Origin of the sequence: Mucilaginibacter sp. NFX135 (assembly GCF_048565145.1) — a bacterium.
GTDB lineage: Bacteria > Bacteroidota > Bacteroidia > Sphingobacteriales > Sphingobacteriaceae > Mucilaginibacter.
This window is the reverse complement of the sequence record NZ_CP183412.1, coordinates 2,356,674-2,373,008: the sequence shown is the minus strand read 5'-3', so window position 1 is coordinate 2,373,008 and position 16,335 is coordinate 2,356,674. Positions and strand designations below refer to the sequence as shown.

At 45.5% G+C, this 16,335-nt stretch carries 12 protein-coding genes; all 12 read right to left on the bottom strand.

The annotated features are described in order from the left end of the window. Positions 1-51: 51 nt before the first annotated feature. Positions 52-903 carry a ThuA domain-containing protein gene (locus tag ACNURT_RS10230; RefSeq protein WP_419701661.1) on the bottom strand — a complete coding sequence of 284 codons (852 nt, stop codon included), beginning with the start codon at positions 901-903 and terminating at the stop codon, positions 52-54. Between the two features lie 483 nt (positions 904-1,386). After that, entirely contained in the window at positions 1,387-3,351 is a 1,965-nt protein-coding gene (locus ACNURT_RS10225) for a c-type cytochrome (RefSeq protein ID WP_419701660.1), read from the bottom strand. A gap of 12 nt (positions 3,352-3,363) precedes the next feature. Beyond that, positions 3,364-5,199: a family 16 glycoside hydrolase gene (locus ACNURT_RS10220; RefSeq protein ID WP_419701659.1), complete on the bottom strand. Its 1,836-nt coding sequence runs from the start codon at positions 5,197-5,199 to the stop codon at positions 3,364-3,366. A gap of 967 nt (positions 5,200-6,166) precedes the next feature. Further along, entirely contained in the window at positions 6,167-9,112 is a 2,946-nt protein-coding gene (locus tag ACNURT_RS10215) for a DNA polymerase III subunit alpha (RefSeq protein WP_419701658.1), read from the bottom strand. Then, a complete protein-coding gene (dinB, locus tag ACNURT_RS10210; protein ID WP_419701657.1) occupies positions 9,102-10,292 on the bottom strand; it encodes a DNA polymerase IV in 1,191 nt (396 codons plus the stop codon). The genes ACNURT_RS10215 and dinB overlap by 11 nt, the downstream gene beginning before the upstream one ends. 822 nt (positions 10,293-11,114) lie before the next feature. Further along, on the bottom strand, positions 11,115-12,314 hold the full coding sequence (locus ACNURT_RS10205) for a glycoside hydrolase family 88/105 protein (RefSeq protein WP_419701656.1): 1,200 nt from the start codon (positions 12,312-12,314) through the stop codon (positions 11,115-11,117). Positions 12,315-12,539: 225 nt separating this feature from the next. Next, positions 12,540-13,010 (bottom strand): RidA family protein, encoded by a 471-nt coding sequence (locus tag ACNURT_RS10200; RefSeq protein ID WP_419701655.1) that lies wholly within the window; start codon positions 13,008-13,010, stop codon positions 12,540-12,542. 100 nt (positions 13,011-13,110) lie between these two features. After that, positions 13,111-13,674 (bottom strand): Crp/Fnr family transcriptional regulator, encoded by a 564-nt coding sequence (locus ACNURT_RS10195; RefSeq protein WP_370998617.1) that lies wholly within the window; start codon positions 13,672-13,674, stop codon positions 13,111-13,113. Positions 13,675-13,688: 14 nt separating this feature from the next. Then, positions 13,689-14,375 (bottom strand): ribose 5-phosphate isomerase A, encoded by a 687-nt coding sequence (gene rpiA, locus ACNURT_RS10190; protein WP_419701654.1) that lies wholly within the window; start codon positions 14,373-14,375, stop codon positions 13,689-13,691. A 26-nt stretch (positions 14,376-14,401) separates the two neighbouring features. Then, positions 14,402-14,812, bottom strand: coding sequence for a nuclear transport factor 2 family protein (locus tag ACNURT_RS10185; protein WP_419701653.1), 411 nt, complete (start codon positions 14,810-14,812; stop codon positions 14,402-14,404). A gap of 6 nt (positions 14,813-14,818) precedes the next feature. Next, the gene (locus ACNURT_RS10180) at positions 14,819-15,358 is read right to left on the bottom strand and encodes a carboxymuconolactone decarboxylase family protein (protein ID WP_419701652.1); all 540 of its coding nucleotides are present in this window, start codon (positions 15,356-15,358) and stop codon (positions 14,819-14,821) included. A 64-nt stretch (positions 15,359-15,422) separates the two neighbouring features. Then, complete coding sequence (locus ACNURT_RS10175; RefSeq protein ID WP_419701651.1) at positions 15,423-16,283, bottom strand: helix-turn-helix domain-containing protein; 861 nt, start codon at positions 16,281-16,283, stop codon at positions 15,423-15,425. Between the last annotated feature and the right edge of the window lie 52 nt (positions 16,284-16,335).

The following is a 16,335-nucleotide window of genomic DNA, read 5'->3' as shown; positions in this document are numbered from 1 at the left end:
TTACAGGATGACTTCCTAAAAAAATGACACCATTACGAAGAATCAAGATCTTTACTTTTCACCATTCCCCAGCCACAGAAGTGTATTGAGGATCAGCTTGTTTTGAATATCGTTATCAAAAGTTTGTGATTGCTCCTTGTTGGTACCGCCATCATAATCAATAGCATTATGCCCCATGTTAAAGTAAACCATGCGATAATTTTTGTTTGTCCACACTACCGGGTAGTAGCCGCTATGCCATATTTCGTAAGGTTTTGGCCCCGTGCCCAGCGGAAAACTGGTTGAATCAATAGACAGCAATATTTTAATATCCGGGTTGGTACGCAGATCCTTTTCCCAACGGTACCACTCATTAGGCGATGCTTTAAAAGTAACCGGCAAACCTTTGATAACCGGGTGTTTACAATCCTCAACCCGCAAAATAGCCGAGGTAGGGTGCCAGGTATTACTTTTATACTGTCCCGATCCCAGAAATTCGTTATGGTACCAGTCCCAGTTTTGTGGATAATCTGATGGTGTGAGCGCGAAGGCCGCGAAGTGGAAACCCATCCAGGCGCCACCATTTTTCATATATTGCTCAAAAGCAGCCCGTTGTGCAGGGTCATCGGCGCGGGTATCTAAAAATATTACTACCTGGTATTTGGCCAGAAACTCCGGGTTCATATTACTCCAGTTATTGGTGGAGTCGTAGGCGAAATTGTACTTTTTGGCCATGGCCGGAAACCACCGGTTAGCCTCATGCATAAAGCTGATATGCGCCTTATCGTTACGACCTGTATAAAAGGCTATTACCTTAAACTTTGGTTTAGTACCTTGTGCCTTAGCACTATACAAACTAAAACACAGGGTGCAAATGGCAATAGCCAGTGCTGCAATTTTCCGGAGACCTGTACGGCTGATCATAGTTTAAAATATGGTTTTGGGTTAGAGCCATAAAACTAAACGATTTTTATAAACCACGCACCCAAAAACCTGGCATGAGAGGTGATGTAGGGGCGGGAGGGAGAATCAAGAAGTTAGAGTCAAGATATAAGATCTAAACAATTGCCGGGACTATCCTCCCAAAAAAACTTTTTAAACCTTAAATTTTAACACTTTTCTGCTCAAAAAGGGACTAAAAACGATTAAAAAACACTTTAAAAACATCGATTTTAACACTTTTTAACAAATTCCAACGCGGTTTTAGGGTGTTTTTAAAACTTTAAAAAGTATTAATTTTTTGACTGTCAAATAACTATAAAAAATCAGTCGATTTTCGGGCTATTTTCTCCCTTAACCAAACAGCCCGGTTATCCTTTTTAATCAGAAAAACCGGGCTGTTGGTATATACAAATATACGCATTTTAGTCCGCAGTTTAAACGCGGAATGCAGAGTCAAACTTTAATTTATTTAGCCAGCGATTTGATCCACAGGGCTATCTTACGCGCTTCTTCTTTAGGCACCTGCGGCATCGGCGGCATTGGTGTCGAATAATCCGGCCAGTGCTCGGGCTTTGGGCTATGGATCAGCTGTATCAGTTCGGCTACGCTGTATTTCCGTTTGGCCACATCTGTGTATGCCGGGCCAACCTGCCTTTTTGTAGCATTATGGCACGAAAGACAAGTATTTTTCAGCAAAAGAGGCTGCACTTCGGCATAGGTAGGAACAGCGTTTACCAACGTTCCGGATTTTACTGCCACGCCTTTTTTAGCGCCCCCTTCTTTTTTCACACCTGCCGAAACCGCTGCTTTAGACGAGTTTACGGTACTTACCTCATTCATGGACAATTTTTGACCTTCGGGGATATTGTTCAAGGTGTAATATGCGGTAGGATGCACCAGGTTAAAATAACTCTCCTTATCGCGGATGGCAGCAAGCGTAATGGTATGGATATAGTACCTGCGTAAATTATTAACGATAAGTCTTGCCTTTAAGCCATCCTCAGATACCTTAACGCCTGCTATCGGGCATTTTTCGGTATTCACCGGCGGACTTCCATATACGCCATGATATTTATAGATAAAGCTTTCTATGGAGTAGGATGCAATATCGGCCGCTACCTTTTTATCAACCGGTTTGGTAAATTCTATTTCAAAACCATCGGGCATGGCCCTGATGGCACGCATTTCAAACGGAACTCTGTTATTCCATACCAAACGCTGCAAGCCCATGGTAGCCTCCCCCGCCGATCCCCAGCCACGGTTAGTTTCGCCGGCAGCCAATGAACCGTCGGGTAGCCAGGCCAGCCTCACGATGCCCGACTGAAAACCGCTTCTGAAAGCCCAGGCCGCGCCCTGGTATTCGCCGTTAACTTTTTCCAAAAATATCCGGTCGACCATACTTTGCCCCTGATCGCAGATCAGCAGTTGTCCCGAAAATGGTCCAAATGCACCTTCGGGGATCTTCACAATTTCGGAGTTGGAAATCCCTAAGATGCCATGAGGTAACCAAACCGCAGGTAATTGTAATTCCGGAAATTCCTTTTTAGCCTCAAACTCGGTTTTGAACTTTTCATTTACTATATCCTGCGGTTTTACAGGTTGTCCGTTTTTATCAAACTCAATTCGTGGATTATTTTTAGCGAAGAACTGCTCAGACGTCAACTTTAGTGGTGAGTTAGGCAAGCCTGTCCAAACCAGGCTGGAAGGATGCCCCATGAAAGCCCCTTTTTTGATGGGCATAATACTACCCGATCCAACCCAATCGCCCTGGTTATCGGCATACCAAAGTTCACCATCAATCATACTGATACCACAAGGCGAACGGAATCCGGCCGCCCAAGGTGTAACCGTACCATCCTCCTTAATATTTAAGGCCCAGCCACGCCATGGTACAAAACTTTTAGGGTGCCACCAATCGGGCGGGAAACCCAGGTTCAGGGTTACAAAAAATGAACCATCAGGAGCAATTTTAGGTCCGAAACTGTATTCATGATAGTTGCCAGATAAGGGCCAGGCATAAATGGTTTCAAAAACATCGGCCTTGCCATCCATATTGGTATCCACCAGTTTAGTCAATTCACCGCGCTGAACAACATATAAAGCGCCATCTTTCCAGGCGGCACCCAGCACCTCATGCAAACCGAAAGCAAACTTGCGGAAGAAAGGATGCTGGCCGGTAGGGTTTTCGACCATAAAAATATCCCCCCGACGGGTAGTTACAGCCAAAGTACCATTAGGCAGGGTACACAAACCGCCAACCTCCAATATGGTACCTTCAGGCGCGGGTACTTTCATGATCTTAAAAAAATCATCCTCTTTAGGCGATTCGGCCTGGGCCAAGGTATTTTTGGTATCGCTTAACAGCGCGATAATGACAAGCGTACATAAAAACGCGCTCCTTTTTATCATTTGTTTTAAAGTATTATTCATGATCAAGGCAGCTTAAAGAATGATAGAATAGGTTAATTTCTTTTGAATAGGGATGATGAGCTCTTGCTTCCCTCCCGCATCACGGACAAGGGCTTTGGCCCCACCAGCGTCATCAATACGGATATAGTACGATTGGTCGTCAATAGCGTATAATCCGTTTCCAAGCGTTTCGATATTACCTGAAGCCAGGTGATAAAACAGGCCATCCACAGCATTGGCAAGCGTTATTTCACGGTGGATACCCTGCCCTTTATCCATCAAAGTACTCGCATCGTTTACCGGCACACCATAAATAATATATTTAAAGGCAGGCACATCGTCGGCATTTAATACATAGCCTTTAGGTTTATAACCGGTGCCTGCGGTATCCAAAACCCAGGCGGTATTGGCATCATGGAGCTTTTCGATAGCCGGTACCGGCTTACCCAAATATTGAACAGAACCTGCCGGACGGGATGAGCCATCGCCCCTGTCATGCCACATCGGTGTAGCATCCAAAAAGCTGCCACGCCATATCGCCACTATCATCCCTTTATCCAGATCATAAGTATAATTCAACAACCCGGTACTGCCTACATTTACGCCATGGGTAACCCTGATACCTCCCGGCAAATCAGAAAAACTGCGAACAATAGGACTTGAAGCAGCATTGATCAAAATAGGATCAACCGGGTCATTGTTACTTACGTTGGCATCACTTAGCAGGTACTCGCGTACTCCTGGACCGGCTACAGTAAGCCCCAGGGCTGGCTTTGCCCAATCAACGGTTTTTGAATAGAATAATTCAAACGGATGGTCGCCGGCCTGCAGTTGTATTTTGCCCTTGCCCCCGTTCCCGGTCAATGCCACAACGTCGGTTCCATCGATACGAAATATACCTTTTCCACCCGGCACACTTAGGTTAAAAGCATACTCGCCGGTTTCCTTAACCTGGATATTACCGGTATACCGCATTAAAAAATCATTATTCAGTTTACTTTGATTTGATGACAACACAGGCGAAGTCCCTTCCGACTCGGGCTTTAACTTTTTATATCCATCCACAGTAATATCCCCACCTTTGTAAACCCAATATTTCAGGTTTGAAAGCGTGGGCTGCGGCTTATCATAACTAATTATGCTGATATTGCGGAAAGCTACCGCGCCATGATCACCCTGCAAACGCAGCGGACCGGTTGCGGTCTCTCCCTTATCAAACGCCCCCCTGGTTGGACCGCTCAACTCTACATTGTCCTGGATCAAAACACCATTTAACCAAACGTAAAGCACTTTGGCATTGGAGATCTTTTGTCCCTTGCCATCAAAGCGCGGCGCCTGGAACGAGATTTTTATATGCTGCCACAAACCTGGCGCGCGGCTGGCATTTTGCCTTGGCGCATGGCCATCATAACCCTGCTGCCCATCTGGTTTGCTGTCATCCCAGCGCTCGTAAATACCACCGTTATCGCCCGATTTGGGGTTTACTGTTCCCCAGCTATCCAAAAGCTGAATTTCATAACGGCCCTGCAAATAGATGCCGGAATTTGATCCTCTGGCCATCATATAATCAAGCTCCAGATCGGCATCACCATAAACAGTTTTGGTAAACAGGTCTTTCGCGCCTTTTTTACCGGGCAGGTTTACCAAAATTCCGGTACCATCTTTAACGGTTAAAATTTCATCCTGCATAAGGTCAGCCTGTGCACCGGCTGCAATTTTCCAGTTTGCTGAAGGGTTATCGAAAAAAGAAAGGTCATGAAGAGATACCACGTTTTGCGCCCTGAGTTGCTGGCAACCCAACAGGCAAAAACACACTATCCAAAACTTTTTCCGCCCAAATAGTTTAGGAAATTGATTAAAGCAATCCATCGATTTTTAATATAATATGATTTATTGGTTATCGGATAATAATAATACCCGACTTACACTGGTGATGCCAAGGTAATTATTTTTAACAATCGATTGCGAAAAATTAAAAAATAAGCTGAATTTAATTTCACATTAGCTTATGGTCGGTGTTATCACCGCACCATAAAATTTATATGGTAATTGAAAAGCAGCAAATGTATTAGTGGTGCGGTGATAACACGACCACAGGCTAAATTTCCTTAGCTCCCTAAAATGCTGAATATTGAATGGGCAGATAATTTCTTACTGTACAGCGGCCGTAGGCCGGGTAATACCCGCCACCCGGCTGGAGCTGAGCGACTGCAAAGAGAAATTCTTCGCTGTTCGAAGCCTCTGACTTCGGACGACTATGTCTGTAGTTTAAAACTACAGCAGTTGACAGATTCAATGTTTTCCTGTAGTCTGAAGACTACAGGCATAATAGTTCGAAGTCAGAGGCTTCGAACAGCGCGAGCAAAATGATCGATTTCTACAGCGGCCGGAGGCCGGATAATAACGTCACTCGGCTGGATCTGAGCGACTGCAAGGAGAAATCCTTCGTTGTTTGATTTTCTGACTTCGAACAGCGCGAGAAGCCTGGGGTCGTGCGATTCCCTCCCGTGGGATTACTGTGTGGACACATCTCGAAAACAACCGACAGGATAATATGCTCCGTTAGGAGCTACCTGTTTGTAGCACTTAAAATTTATACCCTTTGCCTCGTAGAGGCTACCTCATAATAGCAAATGCGATTATCAGCTAATTGGGGGTTGCACCTACGGAGCAATCTTGCTTTTTGATTTGATCTGCTACAAACAGGTAGCTCCTAACGGAGCATGGCAACTTGTGTATACACGGTAATCCCACAGAAAGAATTTAGGAGCCCATGACGGCTACCTTTTTCTGGATTCCTGACTCTTACCTCTTGACTCTAACCTCTTGCCTCTCTCTACCTCCATTGCAGCATTTCCAGTTTGAAGCCTATTTTGTGCATCTCCCATACTTCAACGGCGTACACGCCAAACTCTTCTACCACTTTGCCGGTCATCCGGTAAAAACCGTCGCCCTGGAAAGTGTAGCGTTTTAATGATTCGGGCCAGTGTACGGTGTCGAGCCAGTCGCCGTGGGGGTCAAGGAAGGTGCCGAAGTTCATGATCTCGTGTTTAATGGTGTTTGATTCTTTGATGGCCACCAGCTGGCCCAATATCTTCACCGTTTTCCCCAGTTTACCGGGCAGCTCTTTTACATAAGTGATCCCCTGCTGATCGTCATCAACCATCGGGAAGGTATCTGTAAGCGCAAAGCCCAGGATCTCGATCTCGTCAAAAGCATCCTGCAGCGGGCGACTGCTCAGCGCGGGTAATTTAAAATCAGCAACCGGTTCATGAAACAAAGCCGCGGTAACAGGCTGTTCTTCCTGCTGTTTCTGAAAAAAGTTAGCCCGCCACAGCAACTCCTGTTTGCTGGTACCGGTAAAGCGCAGCGCCCCAATCCTGATCAGGATATTCAGCTGCTCCATACCGGGTTGGGTGCGTTCCATAAAATCTTCCATGCTAAGGTAGGGGCCATTGCGCTGCCGTTCGGTAATAATAGCCTCCAGCAAGCCGGCGGTGAGTCTTTCAATATGTACCAGGCCCACATATACATCGATGCCTTTAATATTGGTATAGGTATCACTTTGGTTTACGCAGGGTGCATGCAGGCGTGCGCCGGCCCTTTTTAGCTCGTGAAAATAAAAGGGGGTGCGATAAAAGCCGCCAAAATTATTGATCACCCCTACCATAAACTCCATCGGGTAATAGGTTTTAAGGTAAAGACTCTGGTAGCTTTCTACCGCGAAACTGGCCGAATGTGCCTTGCTGAACGAATAACCGCTAAAACTGGCTATCTGCCGCCAAACCTCCCTGCTGATATGAGATGGATAACCTTTTTGTTTACAATTACTGAAGAATTTGCCCTCGATCCTGATCATTTCCTCGTTACCCCGGTACTTGCCCGACATGGCCCTGCGCAGGATATCCGCCTCGGCCATATCCAGGCCGCCAAAGTGATGCGCTATCTTGATTACATCCTCCTGATAAACCATAATCCCAAAGGTTTCCTTCAGCAGCTCCTCCATTTTGGGGTGCAGGTATTGTACCTTGTCCTGGTTGTGATAATTATAAATATAGGCCTTCATCATACCCGATTGCGCCACGCCCGGCCTGATGACGGAACTTGCCGCCACCAGGGTGAGGTAATCATCGCACTCCAGCTTCATGAGCAGTTGGCGCATAGCGGGGCTTTCGATATAAAAGCAGCCGATGGTATCGGCCCGGCGAATCCTGTCGGCCACCAGGGGGTCTTTCATAAAATCATCAACCCGGGTAATATCTATATCGATGCCTTTGTTTTGCTTAACCAGTTGTATGGTATCCTTAATATGCCCCAATCCCCGCTGACTCAGGATATCCAGCTTAATCAATCCCACCCGCTCGGCCCCGAACATATCTACCTGCGAGGTGGCAAAGCCTTTCGGGGGCATTTCCAGCGCGGTATACTGGTGAATAGGTTCTTCGGATATCAACATCCCGCCGGCATGTATGCTTAGGTGGTTTGGGAAATCCTGCATCAGCCTGGCATATTTCAGGATAACCTTTTGTATGCTGTCTTCCTTAAAAGTGGCATTCTTGTTTTTAACCAGGATGTCTATTTCTTCTTTGGGTAGTCCTAATACCTTACCCAATTCGCGGATGGCGGCCCTGCGCTGAAAAGTACCGTGCATGCCCAGCAGGGCCACATGATTTTCGCCATACTTGTTAAAAATATACCGGATGATCTCGTTCCTGTCCTTATGGCTAAAATCCATATCAAAATCGGGCGGAGAAGTGCGAAATTTATTGAGAAAACGCTCAAAGTACAGGTCCAGTTTGATGGGGTCGACATCGGTTATTTTTAAATTATAGGCGATGATGGAATTGGCGCCGCTGCCCCGACCTACATAGTAAAAACCTCTGTCGCGGGCAAAGTTCACTACATCCCACACAATCAAAAAGTAAGAGTTGAACCGCAGGTCGTTAACTACTTTTAATTCTTTTTGTACCCTGGCTTCAATCACCGGGTCATCGGGATAGCGTTCCTTCATCCCGGTTAAAGCCAAATGCTCCAGCAACAGGCGGTCTTCCTCTAACGAATCGGTATAGGTTTGTTTGTTTTTGTCCGATTTTGGGTCGATGACCATTGCTGTGCCGCAAGCATCTATTACTTCCCGCGTGCGGCTGATGATGGGCGGGTACTGGCTGAATTTCTCCATCAGTTCCTCTTCGGTCATGAACATTTCATCTGGCGATGCGACATCCTCAGGCGATAATTTTGATAGCAGCGTATTCCCGTCGATGGCCCTTAAAAGCCGGTGCAGGTTAAATTTTTTTTTATCCTGAAAAGTTACCGGCTGGCGAATGATGAATTTTTCGGGATGACCTTTTACGGGTACGCTAAACAGCTTGTTTACCTCGCTTGGCCGTACGCCTATCAATTCATTATCCTGTAACTCCCGGGGCTGTAATGTACCCAGGGCATAAATAATAAAAACATCCTCATCAAAAACAGGCCGTGCCGGAAAGGGCTGATCGGCCATTTTATAGCGGGACACAAAACGGTTGATCTGCATTAATCCCTGATCGTTACGGGCTATCAGCAGGTAACAAAAGCGTTTATCGTTATGAATTTCGCAGCCTAAAATGGGTTTAATACCGGCTTCGCGGCAATAATGTACAAAGTCCCAGGCATCGGGGTTGCCGTTAATATTGGTGAGGGCCAGCGAGCCAATGCCCATTGCCTTTGCCTGCGCTATCAATGCTTTGGTTTCATACGTACCATACCGGTAGCTGAACCATGTTTTGCAATTAACGTACATAACGCTCCTTTTCTATGGCATTGAGTTGCTGGGCTATGGAACGGTGTACAGCATCCTCGCCAAAACGTTTGCGGATATGATCCATAGCCTGGTAAAGCCGGATGTTCTCGACCGTATCATTAAACAGGTTGATCTGGTATTGCCCCTGCACCAGGTGGCTTAACCGCACACCCAGCAAGCGAACCAATTGCCGGCGGTCATACACTTTTTTAAAAAGCTCTTTAGCGGTTTGCAGCAGCATGTCATCAGACGAGGTATAGCTGATCACGGCCTGTTTGGTTTCGGTATTAAAATCAGAATACCGCAGCTTAATGGTGACGCAGCCGCAGAGCTTTTTTTGCTGCCGGAGCTGAAAGCTTACCTTCTCGGTCATCCGTACCAGTTCGCGGTGTAAAAACTGGATATCGATGGTATCATTCTCAAAGATCTCTTCGGTGCCGATACTTTTTTGTTCGGAATACGGTATTACCGGACTTTCATCGATACCATGCGATCGGCGATGCATTTCGACACCTTGCTTACCGAAACGGCTCTGCATCATGGGTTGTGGTATCTCGCTCAAAATTTTAATGGTAGTTACCCCCATTTGCCTCAGCAGCGACGATGTTTTTTCACCCACGCCCGGCAGTTTTTGCACCACCAGTGGGGCCAGGTATGCCCGCTCGGTACCAAAAGGCACTTCTTTGTGACCATTGGGCTTGTTTTCGTTAGTGGCTACTTTGGAGATCAGTTTGTTGGAAGCCAGTGCATAGGATATAGGCAAGCCTGTCTGTTTGGCGATGCGCTGTTTCAACTCGCTCATGAACAGGCTGCAGCCAAAGTAGCGGTCCATCCCGGTAAGGTCGGCATAAAACTCATCAATACCGGTTTTCTCATACAAAGGCACCTGCTCGCGGATGATCTCGGTAACATCGCGGGAAAGCTGGCTATAACGATCAAAATCGCCGTTCACAATTTCGGCAGCCGGGCAAAGACGCCGGGCTATTTTCATGGGCATAGCGGTATGTACGCCAAAGGCCCGGGTTTCATAACTGCAGGAAGCTACAATGCCCCTGTCGCTCAAACCGCCAACAATAACGGGCCTGCCTATCAGCTTGCTGTTATCCAGCCGGGCCACGCTCACAAAAAAAGTATCCAGATCCAGATGTGATATAAAACGACGGTCGGCCGGGGTTGTCATGTTGATTGCTATAAATACAATGCTAAATTACTAATATTTTTAGTAATCATCATGCAACGCCTATGCCATTTTTTTGTTAAATTATTGTTATTGAGAAGAATAAAAAGAGTGTCATGCCGAGCACCGTCGAAGCATGACAGGCAACTCTTTTTGTTCAACCCCGCTGTCCGAAGTCTCCGACTTCGAACGATTATGCCGGTAGTTTTCAACTACCGATACATTAAACCAAGCTAAGTATTGTTACTCGTTCTCCTGTAGTCAGAGACTACAAACATAGCCAATCCGAAGTCAGAGACTTCGGACAGCGGAGTGTGTTATGCCGCGTTTAAACACACCCGCCATTACACCATCCGTCGCTCCCCCTCTCAAGAGGGGAGCTAAAAACCCGCTATAAACAAACAACAGCCGTTACATTACTGTAAGCGGCTGCTCCTAAGTTATTATCCCTAATTTATAACTTATTATCTTGCTCCTGCTATTGCAGGTTCATAAACTTATTCATAACGGTTAACATTAATGAGCTGTAGCGTAATAGATTTAAGTAGCATTGTTTTTTCATAAATATTCTTTGGCTTTTTGTATAGTCAAAGATATTTTGATCGCTACCAAATATAGGCAGGGTTACTACTGAAATAACCTTCGGGATTTACTGTATCTGATACGTAGTTTTACGCATGCGAAAGCTGAAAGCCTAATGCAGAAAGCGGAAAGCCAAACGCTCTGCTTCTATTTATATCGAACACTGAACATCCAATATCAAATAATGAATAGAAGAGTCCGGTGTTGGAAATTCGAAATTTATTATTCGGTATTGTTAAATACTTAATTTTTTGCAGCTGCGGGATGTGCATTCAGGTATTGGTACAACTGGGCTCCGGTAAGCAGAAAAGCGCCTACGCCATACACCTCGGTACTGTTTTCGGTAACGGCATCCGGGCTGGCGCCTATACGCTGTACATAGCCCAGCATCCCATCGGCATGAACCGACGTTGCCAGCGCCGCCCAGGCCTTTTTCACTACAGGCCAGTAGGTTTTGTTATCCAGCAAACCATGATTAAGCCCCCAGAGCAGGGCATAACAATAAAAGCCGGTACCACTTGTTTCTTTAACCGGGTAACTTTCCGGATCGAGCAGGGAGGCATGCCAGCTGCCATCGGGTTGTTGTAACGAAGCTATCTTAACAGCCATATCGCGGTATAGTTTTTCGAATTTAACTTTGTCCGGATAATTGGCAGGCATGTTTTCCATTACCCTTACCAGGCCGGCCAGCACCCATCCGTTACCCCTCGCCCAAAAGATCTTCTTACCGTTTTTTTCTTTTTTATCCAGGTAACTGCCATCCCTAAAATACAGGTGTTCGGCAGGATCATACAGGTAATCGGTTGTTTTCCACCAAAGTTTAGTTGCTGTATTTAAATATTGTGGGTTACCGGTAGCAGTGCTCAAATAGCTTAAAGCCGTTGGCCCCATAAACAGCGCGTCGCACCAGGCCCATTCCCTGGAAGCTATGTGGTTTTTCCACTCCAGCGATTCGTCATGCGGCTTATTTACAATACTATCGGCCAGCAAAGTAAAGGGCGCTATCATTTTTTTGTCCTTGTATTTTGCATACAATAAAGAATAGGTTTGGCCTATACAATAATCATCGGCCATAAAACGGTCGCGCCCGGTATTCCAGCCCAGATCATTGCCAATTTTCACCAGGGTGGTTAAGTATTTCTCGTTGCCTTTAATGGATCCCGTTAGGTATTTCTCATTGCGTTTCATAGATCCCAGCGCATAAATTCCGGTATAACAGGCAGCGTTTGTCCAATCGACCTTGGCGTGTTTAAAACCGTTGGTATTCCAATCGTTGATCTGCCAATCGGCCACCCGGCGCATAATATTGAGTATATATGCTTTCTGCAGCAGCGAATCCTGTTTAACAACCGGCCCTGTGGCATAGGCTTTTACACCCTGTATCAGGAATAACAGTACCAACAGTAACGAGCAGGCACGTTTGGATTTTAGCGGGAAGATCATTTTATGCGTTTTTAGGTTAGGCTTTAAAGATAAAATATTTTGCCCAAAATTGATCACTTCACTACTGTAGCTTCCCGCTCCCGCGAGATTAGCGTAGCGTATCTCGTGGGTTGCATGGCTAAAGCCTCCGGCTTTATTCAGCTGAAAGGTGAAACATGCACACCACGGGCAGAAAGCCCGCGGCAGCAAGCGGCTTTAAAGATAAAATATTTTGCCCAAAATTGATCACTTCACCACCGTAGCTTCCAATTCAACTTTTAGTGTTTCAAAAAGGCTTTTCACTTCTAACAGCGTGAGCGATTGTTTGATGCCGTGTTTAGCCACCCAATCCTGAAAAATTTGGAAATTGGGCCAAAACTCCTCGGTAGAGGTTGTGTAAATATTTAGCCTGACAATACCTTCGGGTTTGTATCCGGCCTCGCTAATCACCTTTTCCAGGTTCTGCAGGGCTTTAACTAATTGGGTTTTCATATCGTCGTTACTGGATACGCCATCGTCGCTAATGGCTGTCTGTCCCGAAATATAAAGGGTGCTTTCCACGTGTTTTACTTCAACAGCCTGTACATAGCTGCGTTTATCCTGCCATTGCCAGGGATTAATGATTCTTTTTTCCATCTTATTGGTATTTTGAGTTTGTGCCCAAACAGGCACCGTAGTTATTAATAGTAATGCTAAAAGTTTTGCTGTTTTTTTCATGATCTCTGTTAAAAATCCATAAGGCAAAACTGCGTATAACACCCGGAATGAAGGGTTGACAAACCTCACGATTATGATGTGAGAAATGTCACACTAAAAACTAAGAAGATAACCGGCTCAGGGTTTCGCGCGAGACTCCCAGATAGGCAGCCAGCAGACTTTTGGGCACCCGCTGAATGAGAGAGGGGTATTGTTTAAGCAGCTGTTCATAACGCTCTTTGGAGCTTAAGGTGAGCCAGGATATAATGCGGCGCTGTGATCCGATAAAACCAAAATTGGCCTTCTCCAGAAAAAAACGCACCATTTTTTGGAGACCATCGCATAGCTTTTTGTAATTATCGAGCGAAAGGCAAAGCACTTCGGTGTCTTCCAGGCATTCCAAAGAAAGGGTTGCTTTGGTTTGGGTGTAAAATGCATAAAAATCACTTTCCCACCAGTCTTCCATAGCAAAAGAAACAATGTGTTCCTTTCCATCATCATCGGTATAAACCAGTTTTAAAAGTCCGGAGAGCACAAAGTAATGATGCTTTACCGCTTCGCCTTCCTGTATCAGGAATTGATGTTTCTTATACTTTTTGGCAGTAAAATGGCTCCATACAAACGCAAACTCCTCATCGGTAAGCGGCACTATTTTTTCAATATGTTTCCTTAGTATCTCCTGCATGTATAAGCAATTTATTATTGAGGCGTAATAATCTGTATCCCGTCTTCACCGGCAATAATCGCTTTGGTAGCCATGCCATAAAACAGGGAATGCTCCACGATACCGGGGATCATTTTTACCTGGGTGTTGACCTGTTGCCATTGCGGCAGCGTGCTAAAGCGAATGTTGGCCAGCAGGTTACCATTATCAGAAATAACAGCCCCGTCTTTCTGATCGCCCATGCGTAATTTGATATCGGCATCGGGATAGGCCGACCGGAGTTTAGCCAATACGATCTGTAAAGCCTGCGGCAAAATCTCGATCACCAATGGATAGGTGGTATTCAATTGCGGTACAAACTTGGTATCATCACCCATTAAAATAAACTCAGAAGCCATCGAAGCGAGGATCTTTTCGGTAGTGTGGATCCCGCCGCCGCTTTTGAGGGCATTAAGCTGTTGATCGAACTGATCGCAGCCATCAAAATAGATATCCAGGTGTTTTACTGCGGATGCCGGCTTTACGTTTAAGCCCTGCTCCTGCAGGTAGCTATTGGTTTTGAATGATGATGACACCAAAACAACCGACCGGGCCAACTCCGTATCCTGCGCTATCATCCCGGCGAGGTGCAAAACCGTTGTGCCGGCACCCAAACCAACGGTTTGCCCGGTTTTTATAAATTTAAAAGCGGCTTTGGCAGCCTCCAGTTTATGATCAGCCATGTGCTTTAATTTTACGGCAAGATACTTTATATCCCCGCAATAAAAAAAGCATTGATGCCCGCCACATCAGAAAGATAGGTAGCCATATCGACTATCTTCCCACCGTTCACTTCAAAAACAATGGCTACCTGCTCGTCCAGGATCAGATCGCCGCGACTTGCGGTGTTATGTAAAGACAAAGTGAAACCATTAAGACCGATCAGGATATGTTTCAGATCGAAATTAACCCTGAAATGTTTAAGGCCCTGTGCCCGCTTGATAATGGCCCCGGCCCCATTTGCCGGACCGGATAGTAAGCTTGTGCCAGGCAACGTCCAACTGGCATCAGCGGCTAATATGGAGTGCATGGTTTCCCAATCATTATTTTTTAGTGAAGTAATAAAGGTGTTGGCCAGCTGTAGTTTGTCATCATCAGATGGCAGATCGGTATTTTTCATTGCTGCTTAGTTTAATGGTTCTGCTAAAGGAAAATCAACCGGAATTTCTGTTGCAGCAAAAACATAATTGGTAAATACCCGCACGGTAACCAGACCTATCAAATCTATTAAGGCGGCTTCATTAAAACCGGCGGCATAAAAATCGTCCAGGGCTTTCTGATCGGCATGGCCTTTATTTACGGTTATGGATTTGGCCAATTGTAATATGGCATCCAGCTTATCGTCGTTAATCTTGCCTCTTCTTAGGTCGAGGGTTTCTTCTTTAGTAAAGCCATTTTTTATGGCGGCTAAAGTATGCCCTGCCAAACAGTAGGCACAACCATTTATTTCTGACACTACCAGGGCAATGGCCTCCCTTTCTTTGGGACGGAACGCACCATGATTCAAAGCGCCTTCAAAATCCACGAAGCCTTTTAAGGCATTTTCGGAATAACCCATGGTGGCATACAGGTTGGGAACTTTACCCATACGTTTTTGATACTGATCAAATATAACCTGCGATCCGGCACTTACCTGATCCCGGGAAGGAACTTGTATTGTTTTCATGATATTAATTTTTGTTTGATCAAAGCTACATCAGTTTTCAACGCCCCAACATGGACGAATGTGGCTATTGCTTGGACAAATCTGCCACGATGGAGATCCCGGTTTTATCGCGAAAGGTTTGGGGCGATACCTTGGTTACTTTTTTAAAAACACGGCTAAAATAAAATTCATCCTGAAACTGAAGCGCGTAGGCTATTTCCTTGATGCTTTGCCGGGTTAGGTGCAGCCGTTTTTTGGCCTCCAATATCAGGCGTTCCTGGATCAGTTGCGAAGGCGTTTTTTTAAAATACCGCATACAGCGCTTACTGAAATTATTGGGCGTTATGGCCAGTAGCTGCGCATAATCGTTGGGTTTGTGCAGGGTAAGATAATGCTGATCCAACAATTTGCTGAACTGTTCCATCTGCTCATCTTTTTCTTTACGATCCTGATGGTTTTTTATCAGTTTTATTTTGATGGAGCTTGATTTAGCCAGGAACAATTGCAGATATGCCCGCAGCACAATCTCCGAAGGTGAATCCTGCCCAAACTCCTGGTCAACATCGGTTAATAGCTGCTCAAAAACCCGCGCATCGGTATGGGTTAACTTAACACAGGGTTGTATATAAATATTGTTAAACAACAGGCCATTGCAGGCCACTTCTTCCCGGTGATATTCAATACAATAAAAATCGGAGTGAAATTGCAGCATGGTTAACCTGGCGGGTTTGTTATGCTCCAGGTAAATAACCTGCAAGGGCGTGGAGAATAACAAAATAGGTCCCGAGTAATTGAATGTACCAAAGTCAGCATGATAAACGCCTTCCCCTTCGGGGATAAACAATATGGTATATTCAGAGAACTGGGCCGGTGAACTCAACAGATCCGTATCGGCGTTTTTTAACCCAATCAGATACTCGCCAGATCTTGAAAATACTTCTTGCATTAATTTATGTTAAGCCAAAAGTAGCTATTGAGTGGCTCTTTTAATGTGTATA